Annotated in this window: 11 protein-coding genes; 4 read left to right on the top strand and 7 right to left on the bottom strand. The window is 66.2% G+C overall.

Going from position 1 to position 11,996, the window contains the following annotated elements:
• Positions 1 to 25 precede the first annotated feature (25 nt).
• The 7 genes from OG767_RS10380 to OG767_RS10350 all read right to left on the bottom strand — a co-directional run bounded on the left by OG767_RS10380 (position 26) and on the right by OG767_RS10350 (position 8,305).
• Complete coding sequence (locus OG767_RS10380; RefSeq protein WP_405093193.1) at positions 26 to 979, bottom strand: ABC transporter permease; 954 nt, start codon at positions 977 to 979, stop codon at positions 26 to 28.
• 84 nt (positions 980 to 1,063) lie between these two features.
• Complete coding sequence (locus OG767_RS10375; protein ID WP_405093192.1) at positions 1,064 to 2,515, bottom strand: ABC transporter substrate-binding protein; 1,452 nt, start codon at positions 2,513 to 2,515, stop codon at positions 1,064 to 1,066.
• A 185-nt stretch (positions 2,516 to 2,700) separates the two neighbouring features.
• A complete protein-coding gene (locus OG767_RS10370; RefSeq protein ID WP_405093191.1) occupies positions 2,701 to 3,975 on the bottom strand; it encodes a M20 family metallopeptidase in 1,275 nt (424 codons plus the stop codon).
• 309 nt (positions 3,976 to 4,284) lie between these two features.
• Positions 4,285 to 5,496, bottom strand: coding sequence for a glycine C-acetyltransferase (locus tag OG767_RS10365; RefSeq protein ID WP_405093190.1), 1,212 nt, complete (start codon positions 5,494 to 5,496; stop codon positions 4,285 to 4,287).
• 56 nt (positions 5,497 to 5,552) lie between these two features.
• Positions 5,553 to 6,293 carry an SDR family oxidoreductase gene (locus OG767_RS10360; protein WP_405093189.1) on the bottom strand — a complete coding sequence of 247 codons (741 nt, stop codon included), beginning with the start codon at positions 6,291 to 6,293 and terminating at the stop codon, positions 5,553 to 5,555.
• Positions 6,294 to 6,377: 84 nt separating this feature from the next.
• Positions 6,378 to 7,331 (bottom strand): 3-carboxyethylcatechol 2,3-dioxygenase, encoded by a 954-nt coding sequence (locus tag OG767_RS10355; protein ID WP_405093188.1) that lies wholly within the window; start codon positions 7,329 to 7,331, stop codon positions 6,378 to 6,380.
• Complete coding sequence (locus OG767_RS10350; protein WP_405093187.1) at positions 7,328 to 8,305, bottom strand: zinc-binding dehydrogenase; 978 nt, start codon at positions 8,303 to 8,305, stop codon at positions 7,328 to 7,330. The genes OG767_RS10355 and OG767_RS10350 overlap by 4 nt, the downstream gene beginning before the upstream one ends.
• 183 nt (positions 8,306 to 8,488) lie before the next feature.
• On the opposite strand from OG767_RS10350, the gene OG767_RS10345 reads away from it, so the two are divergent.
• The 4 genes from OG767_RS10345 to OG767_RS10330 are packed head-to-tail and all read left to right on the top strand — an operon-like array spanning position 8,489 to position 11,992.
• Positions 8,489 to 9,835: an aromatic ring-hydroxylating dioxygenase subunit alpha gene (locus tag OG767_RS10345; protein WP_405093186.1), complete on the top strand. Its 1,347-nt coding sequence runs from the start codon at positions 8,489 to 8,491 to the stop codon at positions 9,833 to 9,835.
• Positions 9,832 to 10,182: a non-heme iron oxygenase ferredoxin subunit gene (locus OG767_RS10340; RefSeq protein ID WP_405093185.1), complete on the top strand. Its 351-nt coding sequence runs from the start codon at positions 9,832 to 9,834 to the stop codon at positions 10,180 to 10,182. Before OG767_RS10345 ends, OG767_RS10340 begins: the two co-directional genes overlap by 4 nt.
• Complete coding sequence (locus OG767_RS10335) at positions 10,179 to 11,372, top strand: NAD(P)/FAD-dependent oxidoreductase (protein ID WP_405093184.1); 1,194 nt, start codon at positions 10,179 to 10,181, stop codon at positions 11,370 to 11,372. The genes OG767_RS10340 and OG767_RS10335 overlap by 4 nt, the downstream gene beginning before the upstream one ends.
• Positions 11,373 to 11,431: 59 nt before the next feature.
• Entirely contained in the window at positions 11,432 to 11,992 is a 561-nt protein-coding gene (locus OG767_RS10330; protein WP_405093183.1) for an aromatic-ring-hydroxylating dioxygenase subunit beta, read from the top strand.
• The last annotated feature ends 4 nt before the right edge of the window (positions 11,993 to 11,996 follow it).

Genomic DNA, 11,996 nt, shown 5'->3' with positions numbered 1-11,996 from the left:
TGGCGCGGCCGAACTCGATGCTGTCTCACGGGCGTTCTCCTTCCGCGGCGCGCGGATCCAGAGCTCCGAGGCCGACGTCAACGACGGCGCTGGCGACCGACGCGACAACTCCCAACACCAGTACGGCGGCCTGGATCACGGGGTAGTCACGCTGCTGGACGGAGGCCACGACGACGGAACCCAGTCCGGGGAGGTTGAAGACGCTCTCTACGACGACTGCGCCGCCCACCAGCCCGGTCACCAGCAACCCGGCGAAGGGTAGGACGCCGGTCATGACATTCGGCAGCACGTGACGAAGATAGATACGCACGAGCGAGAGATGCTTGGCACGAGCCGCCCGCAGGTAATCCTGCCGCAGGACCACCGACGCCTCCCGGTTGGCGACGCGGGCCATGAGCGCCGTGGGCGCGATACTCAGTGCTATGACCGGCAGAATGTAGGAGTCCCAGCTCTGGATGCCGGCGGCCGGAGCAACCCGCAGCCAGAGCGCGAACAGCAACACGAGCAATGTCGCCGAGATGTACTCCGGTAGGGAGCCGAGGATGCTCGCAGCGGCCCCGAAGGCGCTGTCGACGGAGGGTCGTCGGGCAGCGACGGCCGCCACCGCGATGCCGGCGGACACCCCGACGAGGAGTACGAGCGCCAGCGAGAAGCCGGCCAGGGCCAGCGTGGTGGGCAGGCGCTTCAGGATCACCTGGGCGACCGGTTCGCCGTTGCGGAAGGACACGCCCAGATCACCCTTGGCGATGCCAATGACATAGTCCCGGAACTGGGCGGTGAGCGGCTCGTCCAGCCGTAGCGCGTGCCGGACCTCTGCCAGTTGCGCGGGTGTGGCGGAGGTACCCAGGATTGCCAGCGCGGGGTCCCCGGGGATCAGGTGGACAATGCAGAACGTCGCCACCAGCAAGATGGCCAAGATCCCTGGAAGGAACGCCAGCCGGGTAGCCCAGAACCGCAGCGACGGGTTGGCCCGGAGCACGGCGGGTCCCCGCCGTGCTGCGACCACGTACCGGCGCCCCGGCAAACGTGCCATGTACTTCACCACAGGTCGCCTCCGAATTCTCTACTGCAACCGCAGAGACGTCCCGTCGATGACACCGTTCGGCGCGCTGCCCTTGACCTTCGCCGACCAGACCAGCTGGAACAGCACACCGGAGAGGGGCAGGACGTCGTAGTTGCCCATCAAGTCCCGTTGGGCGTCGGCCCATGCGCCGCACGACGCGTTCCCGGCCTTCGTCGTAGCTTCACCGAAGTGGCCGGAGAAGCTCGCGTTGTCGATATTCGCGAAGTTCACCCCGGCGGGTGGGGGCGGACCGAGCAGGTATCCGCCGACGGCAGCGAGAGTTCCGGCCAGGTTGATCGCGAAGAGGACAGTCGCGTCCCAGTTGTTGGTGCCACCGAACAGGGTCGTCGCCCAGGTTGTCGTGTCGGTGTTGGCCAGTGTGGCGTCCACTCCGGCCTCCTTCAGGGCGGCCTGGACGTACGCCGTACCGGCGCCGCCAGCCGCCTGGGTGGTGCCCACGACGCGGATCTTCAGTTTCTGCCCGGCAAGGTCCTCCTTGGCCTTGGCCAGATCGAAGGTGGGTCCCGCGTCGGCCTTGGAGCTGTCAGCGCATGAAGGGCCAGCCGGGCTGAGGCTTGAGATCACCTCGGCCTTGCCTGCCCAAGTGGCGCGGTTGAAGGCGTTCTTGTCGATTGTCGCCATCAGTGCCCGCCGGACGCTCGGGTCGGCAGTTGGCTTTCCGCGGGCCTGGTTGAAGATGAGCAGCGAGCTTCCCACATTCTTCGACTCGACGGTGAATCCGCCGGCGCCTGAGAAGCGTTCGACGTTTGGATCCGTCAGCAGCCCCGCATCCAACTGGCCGGTCTGCAGTGCGTTGGCCATGGTGCTGCTGTCGTTGACCACCTCATAGACCAGCTTTTGCGGCGTCTTGCCGGACCTGGTGACCGTGGGATCAGGCGGCGGCGTGTGATCCGATCGCCGCACATACGTATAGCTCCGCCCAGGTGTCGCACCGTCGAGGATGTAGGGGCCGGTGCCGGCTGAGCGAGTAGCGAGCGAGGCCGGATCGGCCAGTCCGGCGGGGCAGATAATGGCCGTCCATGGCATGGCCACACCGACGAGCAGGTCCGACCAGGGCTTTGATAGCGATACCGTCACCGTGTTCGCGGCGTCGTCGCCCTGCGCCGTCGCCGTACCCGTTCCGAACGAGAAGCGGGCGCTGTTCGATTTTGTGCCCGGCGCGACGAGCCGATTGAGGGAAGCTGCCACCGCAGAGGCAGAAAGCGGTGTGCCGTCGCTGCAGAAAATCTTGTCGCGCAGCGTGAAGGTGGCTTTGTCGGGTTTGACATCCCAGTTTATGGCAAGGCCGCCCACGACCTGTCCTGAATCGGTCCGGCGGACGAGGGTTTCGTAGACCGGACTGGCGACGTACGCATCCTGAATGTTGTTGATCAAAGCCGGGTCCAAGGTACTGGGATCGGACCCGATCCCGATGCGCACAGTACCGGACACGCCCCCTGGGTTCCCGTTGGAGCCCGTGCCCGGTGCAGTGCACGCCGCCGCCGTAACGGCTGTCGCGACCACCGCCGCGACCAGCGAAGCATTTCGGTTGAATCTCATCGGTATCCCTCGGTTCTCTTGAAGATTCTTCTCGTCGGCCCGTAGTGCAGTCGCCCGGCGCACTTCCCCATTATCTTTCAGGCCGACTTCGAGTCGGCTAGGGTGCGAATGGCAAGTTCAGTGAGCAACATGGCACCATCAGCGATCACTCCATCGTCGAACTCCGCGCTTGGCGAGTGGTTGAACGGTGCGTCCTCGGTGGCGTATTTCGAAGGATGCGCGCCCAACAGGACTATTGCACCTGGAACGCGTTCGAGAACTTCAGAGAAGTCTTCTGAAGCAGTGAGCGGACTCGGCAGGCCCTGATACCGCGCTGGACCGAAGATTTCCGAAACACATTTCTCGACGAGTTCGACGCTCGACTCGGCGTTCATCACTGGACCGCAGGTTTCAACGCAGGATACGTCCGCCGCCACCCCATGCAAGCTCGCGATCCCCTTGATTACGCTGGTAGCCTCTGCAATTACTTGAAGCATCGACCTCTCAGAAAAGGCGCGTACCGACGCTTCGAACACGACACATTCAGGTATTGCGTTCGACGCCTGCCCGCCTTCGATCTTCACAATGGTCAGAACAACGGGATCGAAGACGTCGAACCGACGCGTGACCATCGCCTGGAGGCTGAGAATCATGTCGGACGCGGCGAGCACCGGGTTCTGGCCCAGGTGCGGTGTCGAAGCGTGCGTGCCAGTCCCGACGAGTCTCACCCGCATGGATGTGAGACCCGACATCATGCAGTGCTTGCGCGAAGCGAAAACGCCGCGAGGAATAAGCGCGGACGAAACGTGAATAGCGTAGGCGGCCACCACTGACCCCGGGACGGAATCAAGAAGCCCCTCCGCGAGCATCGTTTGTGCGCCTAGATGCCCCTCTTCGCCGGGCTGGAACATGAGGATCACATCGCCAGCCAGCTCAGCGGTCCGTGCACTGAGAAGGTGCGCGGCGCCGACAAGCATCGCGGTGTGCAGATCGTGTCCACAAGCATGCATCAGGCCATTCGTGGAGGCATACTCGACGGCCGTTTTCTCCGCCCCCGGAATGGCGTCCATGTCCGCCCGGAGAATAACGGCGTCAGCGTTGTGGTCGGCAGCCTGCGGCCCACGGATCACACCGATCACCGACGAGAGCGACCGACCGACGGACGTCTCGACCGGCAGCCCGGCGAGTGCCTCAAGAACAGCATGCTGAGTCTGCGGCAAATCCAGTCCCACCTCCGGCTGACGATGCAGCTTATGGCGAAGCGCGACCAATTCCGGCGATAGTTCGGCAGCGTCGGAGGCCAGGGACAAAAATCGATTGCGCCCCGGCGCCGACGCGTTCGGGTTTTCTTTAGGCGACCTAACCGACGACATCGCGCTCCTATCGAAATCAGATCTTGCCGAACGCGTTCTGGCGGCACTGCGGGAATTATGTGCCAGTGGCACACTGGTGTCAAGACTGCTGGGTAAGCCGTTCGGCGCGAAAAGATCTACAGGTCACGACACGACAGCGGAAGAACGACCACCGCACCGGGCGTCGCCGGTCACCAAAAGGGACGCTGCGCCATGAAAATGATTTCAAGTCATCGTGTGCCGGCAGGCGGCGCCGAGGCTCGGGCACGGTTCGAGCAGCCGCCGGTAGCCGCCGGCCCGCCCCCAGCGGCGTTTGCTCCATTGCGACAGTCAATCGTGAGTGTCGTGGCCGGCCGCCAGTGCTCTCCGCGCGGTCGAGCGAGCGTCGACGAACGCCTGCACACAGCTCACGACGTCGTCCGAAGAATGACCTGCGGACAGCTGGACCCGGATGCGGGCCTCTCCCCGCGGCACCACCGGGAAGCTGAAGGCGGTCACGTAGACGTGCCGGCGCTGCATCTCTTCTGCGATCCGACCCGCGAGATCGGCATCTCCAAACATCACAGGCACGATCGGGTGCGCGCCGGACAGCAGTTCGAATCCGGCTTCGGTCATCAGCCGCCGGAAGAGCGCGGCATTGCGAAAGAGCCGGCCACGATCGGCCTGATTTCCGATCACCAGGTCCAGTGCGGCGAGCGAGCCGGCCACAACCGCCGGCGCGACCGAATTCGAGAACAAATACGGACGGGCCCGCTGACGGAGCAGCGTGACGATCTCAGCCCGTCCGCTCACATATCCGCCAGACGCGCCACCGAGCGCCTTTCCCAGGGTACCGGTGTTGATATCAACGCGATCCTGCACGCCGAACAGCTCGGGCGTGCCAGCGCCGGAGTTCCCGAGCATGCCGACGGCGTGCGAATCGTCCACCATCACCATCGCGTCGTAGCGGTCGGCGAGATCGCAGATTGCGTCAAGCGGCGCCAGGTAGCCGTGCATCGAGAAGACCCCGTCGGTGACGATCAACCTCCTCCGGGCATTCGCAGCCCGGCGGAGCTGGGCCTCGAGATCAGCCACATCCCGGTTTCGGTAGCGTAGCCGCTGGGCCTTGCACAGGCGGATGCCGTCGATGATCGATGCGTGATTGAGCTCGTCCGAGATCACCGCGTCCCGCTCATCGAGAAGCACCTCGAACAGTCCGGCGTTCGCGTCGAAGCATGACGAGAACAGGATTGTCGCCTCGGTTCCGAGGAACTGAGACAAGCGCTCCTCCAGTTGCGTGTGCGGGGTTTGGGTCCCACAAATGAATCGGACCGATGCCATACCAAAGCCCCAACGGGCCAGCGCGTCGTGCGCGGCCGCGACCACTGCCGGGTGGTTGGCGAGGCCGAGGTAGTCGTTCGCGCAGAAGTTGAGCACCTCCGCTCCGTCCACGAAGACGTGGGCCGCCTGCGGCGACGCAAGCGGCCGCTCATGCTTGTACAGCCGAGCTGCCCGGATCTCCTCCAAGGTCTGCCGCAGCTGCTCCTGTACTACTCCAAACATCCGACAACCTCCGCATGAGAGCGTTTCCCTTTGTCGCCGCCCGCCCGCACCCCCGGCTAGACCATGAGGTCGCCGCCATTGACGTCGACAGCGGCACCGGTGACGTACGCAGCGTCCTCGCTCACCAGGAAATCCACCACGGCCGCTACCTCGTCAGGCGTGCCGAGGCGCGGAATGGGAAAAGATTCGGCATATCCTCGAACAACCTCGGAGTCGATGGACGAATACACCATTTCCGTCCCGATCAGGCCAGGACAGACCGCATTGACGGTGACGCCCCACCCGGCTGCTTCCTTGGCCATGGCACGGGTGAGGCCGAGCAACCCGGACTTGGCGGCCGTGTAATGGGCCCCGCCTAACGTAGAAACCGTCTTCCCGGCGGTCGACGAGATGTTGACGATGCGTCCAAATCCCGCAGCGCGCATCGCCGGCAGGCATGCCTGCGAGACTACGAAAGCGCCCGTGAGGCAAACACGAAGCACGGCGGCCCACTCGCTGTCGGTGATCTCCAGGATTCGGGTACCGCGCAGAATGCCAGCGGCATTCACGACAATCAGTGGTGCCCCCCGTCGGCCCGTCAGCGTCGCCACGGCGTCGGTGACCGCGTCGCGTTCTGCCACGTCCACCACCGCCGCTGAATGCGGTAGCCGTAGAGAGGCAAGCTGTTCGCCAGCCAGGTCGAGACCGGGCTGGTCGGTGTCCCACAACTCGACGTGCACGCCCTGCCGAGCGAGCCGCATGGCACAGGCGAGACCTATTCCCCGCGCTCCCCCGGTGACGACCACTGTTGGTGACATTGCGCAGCAACTCCTTCCGCCTGCACCAGGCATCTGACCTCGTCCGTGTCTCGCTTACCGACCATTCGCTCGGGCCGGGCCCTCTCACGTCGGCAGCGCGGTGGTGATCGCGAATCCGGCGATCCACTCGGGAATGGGGCGGTAAAACCGCGATGTGACGGCGTACGGGCCGGTGGCAGCGAGGGAGGCGTACGCCGCGATCCAGGTACGCACCTCGTGCCCGGAGCCACCGCCTTCGGCGCCCATCCAGTCGACGGTCCACCCGTCGACGTCCTGTAGGACGCCACGCTCGAACGTGTCCAGGACCAGGTTGTCCCACGCCGGGTTGATGGGAACCATGCCGGTCTGCCCGGCTGCGTACTCCCGGCCGGCTTGGACCACCCGCGCCTCGCCGCGCGCCCGTTGCTCCGGCGTCGGATGGTGACCGTCGATGAGCGCGGCGGCGACGCGGGGTGGGGCGCCTCGCAGCACCGGTACGGGCGGGTCATGCGACAGGCCCCCGGAGCCGACGAACAACACACGGCGGTCGAGTTCGGCGGCGGCCAGGCCGACGGCGGTGCCGAGGCTACGGATACGGGCTACCGGGCCAAGTGGCCTGGCGACACTGTTGATAAAGAGGGGGACCACTGGGACCCTGTCGATGCCGCCAAAAAGAACTTCGAGGGGCTGCGCGAACCCGTGATCGACGGTCATCCGCGCGGAAATGGTTAGGTCGACCCCGCGATCAAGCACGCCCGAGGCGATCGCCGAGGCCGCGTCACCATCGACTGACAGTTCGCCTGAGGCGGACCCGAAGTCGCCGACCGCGCTCGCCGCGGTGCCCAGACAGAACGGTGGCATGTCCTTGTAGAAGAAGCCGTTGTAGTGGTCCGGGGCGTACAGCACGACAAGGTCCGGGGCGAATCGTTCGACAAAGCTGCGGACATCGGCGGTGGCAGCGTCGACGGCGGCGAGCACGTCCGGTGCTGGGTCGTTCCTACCAATGAGCGGGGAGTGGGACAGGCCCACGAGCGCGGCGGGCAAATCGGATCCTTTCATGGCTGCGGCGGGTGGATGACGAGTTTGCCGGTGAGCTGACCGTCAACCATGAGTTGAAAGCCCTTGGTGATCTCGCCGAGCGGTAGGGCACGGTCGATCACCGGGCGCACCCCGGTGGCCTTCATCATGCGCAGCATCGATTCGAGCTCATAGCGGGTACAGCCGGTCGAGCCGAGAATCCGTTGCTGCAGGTAGAAGATGCGACTCAGATCGGCTGGCGGGTTGGTGCCACTGGTGGCGCCCGCGACGACAACCGTTCCGCCGGGACGCAGCGCCCTCAGCGAGTGCGCCCAGGTCGCCTCACCGACGGTCTCGATGACCACATCCACCCGTTCGGGCAGCCGCTCGCCGACTGCCAGCGCTGCCTTGGCGCCCCACTTGAGCGCCTCGGCGCGTTTGGCCTCGCTGCGGCTCGTGGCGTAGACCACAGCGCCGGCCGCAGCGGCGAGGCTGATGGCGGCGGAGGCGACACCACCGCCAACGCCCTGCACGAGGACCCGGTCGCCGGCGGTGATCCGGGCCTGGGTGAACAACATTCGGTACGCGGTGGTCCAGGCGACCGGCAGGCATGCGGCCTGGTCGAAGGTCAGCCAGTCAGGTTTGGGCACCAGGTTGCGCGTCGGGACGGACAGAAACTGCGCGAACGCGCCGTCGTGTCGTTCGGACAGCAAGGCTCGGTTGGGGTCGAGGGTCTCGTCGCCGCGTCCGGCGTCAGGGTCGGCCAGCACGGGGTGGACGATGACCTCGTTGCCATCCTGGTCGATCCCAGCAGCGTCGCAGCCGAGCACGACGGGCAGGCGTTCCGCCGGATGACCGACGCCCCGCAGGGTCCACAGGTCGTGCATGTTGAGCGAGGACGCGATAACGCGAACCACCGACCAGCCCTCCTTGGGCTTCGGTGGCGGTACGTCGCCGACCACGAGACCCGCGAGGGGATCGACAGGGCTTTGGGATACGGCGCTGGCTGCGAGCATGCGAGCACCGTGCCGGAACCGACGGCGGGTGGGACAGCGCCCGTGCCGACGTACGGCACGACCGCTGGCGGGGTGCCCGGCCGGCACCGTTTGCTTGGGGGCATCGCACCCGGCACACCGCCGACGGCATCGGCATCCGGATTCGCCCCAGCACCCGCTCGTCCGATGACTCAAGGAGCGCACATGACGTCGAACATGGCACCCAGAGGCCGGTCTGGGCAGCCGGCCGGGGCGCTGACACGGCCGCAGGGGCTGGCGCGCCCCGTCGACGTGTCTGGACTCGTCGACGCTGCCGGTGGGCTGCTCGACCGGATCATTTTCACCGACCCACAGATCTACCAGCAGGAGCTACGTCGCGTCTTCGCGCCGAGTTGGCTGTTTCTGGCGCACACCGACCAGTTCAAGAAGCCCGGCGACTTCTTCACCACGTACATGGGTGAGGACGCCGTGATCGTGACGATGGACCGCACCCGCACCATCCGCGCGTTCCTCAACTCGTGTCGGCATCGCGGCGCTCGGGTATGCCGTGCCGACTTCGGAACCACCCGCAACTTCACCTGCACCTACCACGGCTGGTCCTACGACCTCGACGGTGCGCTGATCAGCGTGCCGAACAGGACCGGCTACCCGGACGGGTTCGACACCGCGGACTGGGGACTGGTCGAGGTCGCCCAGCTCGACACCTACCGTGGGCTGATCTTCGGTACGTGGAACCCGCAGGCGCCGCCGTTGCGCGAGGCCCTGGGCGCGATGACGTGGTACATGGACGCTCTTCTCGACCATGACGACGAGGGCACCGAGGTCGTCGCGGGCGTCCAGAAGTGGGTCCTGGAAGGCAACTGGAAGCTGGCCGCGGAACAGTTCGCCACCGACTGGTACCACGTCAACATGAGCCACGCGTCGGCGCTCATGGTGCTGACACCGGCGGGCAAGCGGCCCAAGGACGAGATCGTGCACCGCACCGGCCGGCAGTACGTCGACCCGAAGGGTCATGGCGCCGGATTCCCGGTGCATCCGAAGAACCGCTTCGACGCCCAGCCGGTGCACGAGTGGACCGATTACCCCGCCCTGCACGAGCGGCTCGGTGCGGCCCGAGTCCAGGGGCCGTTGACCAACGGCCATGCCACCGTTTTTCCTAACTTCTCCTATCTGCCGGTAGTTGGCAGTCTCCGCATCTGGCACCCGAAAGGCCCTGACCGGATGGAGGTCTGGGCCTGGACCATCGTCGACAAATCCTGGCCCGAGGAGGTCAAGGAGGCGCAGCGCCTGTACAACCTGCGCACCTTCGGTCCGAGCGGGATCTTCGAGCAGGACGACGGCGAGAACTGGAGCGAAGTGCAGGCGATAGCTCACGGCTTCGTCACCAACCGGGTCGCGCTCAACTATCAGATGGGCCTCGGCTCCGAGCGCGAGGACGGCCGCCATCCCGGCACGACGAGTGAGCTGTACAGCGACGCGGCCGGCCGTGCCTTCTATGGCCGCTGGCAGCAGCTGATGAATACCCCAGCCTGGCATGAGGAGCAGACATGAGCGACGGCATTCGGGTCGCGGATCTCAACGACATCCCCGAGGGCGCAGGCATCACCGTCAACCGCGCTGTCACCGGCACCGACGACGACATAGCGTTACTGCGCGACGAGGACGGCTCCGTCTGGGCGCTCAATAACACATGTACCCATGAAACAGCGTCCCTTGCGGATGGCTGGGTCGAGAAGGGCTGGGTCGAGTGCCCGCTGCACTCCAGCCGATTCTGCCTTCGCACCGGTGTAGTGGAATGCCTACCGGCGACCCGCGACACCGTCGCGCATCGGGTGGTCGTCCGCGGCGACGATGTCTACCTCTTCCCGGGCGTACCCCCGGGTGAGGAACCGCGATGAACGTGGTGATCGTCGGCGGCGGCATCGCCGGGGTCAGCACCGCCACGGGGCTGCGCGACTGTGGGTTCGACGGAGGCCTGACCATCGTCGACGCCGGCGAGTTTCCGCACGATCGACCGCCGTTGACGAAAAGCTTCCTGGCCGGCCGGTCCGATCACGGACAGATCGCCCTGCAACCGCCCGAATGGTACAGCCGACATTCGGTCGAGCTTCTCACCAGAGCCTCGGTAACGGCGCTGCGCCCACACGAAGGCCGCGTCGAACTCGCCGACGGACGATCCCTGCCCGCCGACCGGGTGGTGCTCGCCACCGGGGGCAGGGCGGCTCGTCCACCCATCCCCGGCATCGACGCTGTACAGGTGCACACTGTGCGGACCGTTGACGACGCCGACCGGTTACGTGCCGTGCTCGTCTCGGGTGCGCGAGTCCTCGTCGTGGGCGCCGGCCTCATCGGCGCGGAGGTCGCGTCGACCGCCGCAGGGCTGGGATGCGAGGTGGTCGTCGTGGATCCGATCGGTGTCCCGCTGGCCCACGCGGTCGGTCCTGAGCTCGCGGAATGGCTGCACGACCGGCACCGGGTCCATGGCGTCACGACCATCCACGCCCGGGTGGTTTCACTGCGCGCCTTTCCTGCCACGACAGCGGCAGTTCTGACAGGCGAGGAGCACGCCCGCGTCTTCGACGTGGTGGTGATCGGTGTCGGGATGGTCCCGGAGACGACGCTCGCCGAGGCAGCGGGCCTCACCGTCGACGGCGGTGTCCTGGTCAACGCCGGGCAGATTACCTCCAATCCGGCGGTGCTCGCCGTCGGCGACCCAGCGCGCAACGGCGCGGGCCGGGCGGAGCACTGGGAGGCCGCGCAACTCGACGGCATCCGGGCCGCCGCGACGCTGCTCGACCGGGCCGGGCCCGCACCGGCCGCCCCCTGGTACTGGTCCGACCGGTACGGCAACCACCTCGAAGTGGTCGGTCGCATGGCGGACGCCATGCACACGGTCGTACGTGGCGTCCTCGACCATCCACCGTTCGCCGTCTTCGGCCTGCGTGGCGACCGCGTGATCGCCGCCGCCACGGTCGACGACAGCAACGCGGCACGCGCCGCCCGCCGCCTGATCGACCGAGCCGTCCCGGTGGACCAGCGAAAGCTCGCGGACCCCTCCGTGCATCTGCGTAGCCTGCTGCGCTCCTGACGTGCCGCACTCCGGCACGAACCCTACGCCGAACATCTCTCGAAGGGATGGAATGAGCCGTGAGCACCGTGACCGACCAGACCGCAGCGGCAGCGGTTGGCGTGGAGCAGCGCGCCGACGCGGCGACCCACTTCGAGGTTGAGCAGCTCTACTACCGGGAAGCCGAACTACTCGACGAGGGGCGTTTTGCCGACTGGCTCGACCTGTTCGCTGAAGACCTTGTCTACTGGATGCCGACCCGCAGTAATCGGTTACGGCGCCAGCAAGCCATGTCGGTCGCAGCGCCCGGCGAGGCAGCCTTCTACGACGAGACCAAGAAGAGCCTCGCCTGGCGGATCCGGCGTTTGGACTCCGGCATGGCCTGGGCCGAGGACCCGCCGTCACGTACCCGGCACCTAATCACCAATGTGCGGGTCCGGCATGCGGAAACCGAAGGCGAGTATGCCGCGCGGTCGAATTTTCTGCTCTACCGCAACCGCCTCGAACGGGAAAACAACGTCTTCGCGGGTGAGCGCAGCGATGTCCTGCGCCGCACCGAAGGGACGCTGCTGGTCGCGCGCCGCACCATCCTGCTCGACCAGAACGTTCTGCTGGCCAAGAACATCAGCACTTTTTTCTAGAAGG

The organism is Micromonospora sp. NBC_01392, assembly GCF_045040125.1.
Classification (GTDB): Bacteria; Actinomycetota; Actinomycetes; order Mycobacteriales; family Micromonosporaceae; genus Micromonospora.
This window is presented reverse-complemented; position numbering and strand designations above follow the sequence as displayed.

Coding starts and splice junctions, on each gene's coding strand:
- OG767_RS10355 (WP_405093188.1), bottom strand. CDS start 7,331: ATGAAAGGATCCGATTTGCCCGCCGCGCTCGTGGGCCTGTCCCACTCC.
- OG767_RS10365 (WP_405093190.1), bottom strand. CDS start 5,496: ATGTTTGGAGTAGTACAGGAGCAGCTGCGGCAGACCTTGGAGGAGATC.
- OG767_RS10335 (WP_405093184.1), top strand. CDS start 10,179: ATGAACGTGGTGATCGTCGGCGGCGGCATCGCCGGGGTCAGCACCGCC.
- OG767_RS10340 (WP_405093185.1), top strand. CDS start 9,832: ATGAGCGACGGCATTCGGGTCGCGGATCTCAACGACATCCCCGAGGGC.
- OG767_RS10345 (WP_405093186.1), top strand. CDS start 8,489: ATGACGTCGAACATGGCACCCAGAGGCCGGTCTGGGCAGCCGGCCGGG.
- OG767_RS10370 (WP_405093191.1), bottom strand. CDS start 3,975: ATGTCGTCGGTTAGGTCGCCTAAAGAAAACCCGAACGCGTCGGCGCCG.
- OG767_RS10360 (WP_405093189.1), bottom strand. CDS start 6,293: ATGTCACCAACAGTGGTCGTCACCGGGGGAGCGCGGGGAATAGGTCTC.
- OG767_RS10350 (WP_405093187.1), bottom strand. CDS start 8,305: ATGCTCGCAGCCAGCGCCGTATCCCAAAGCCCTGTCGATCCCCTCGCG.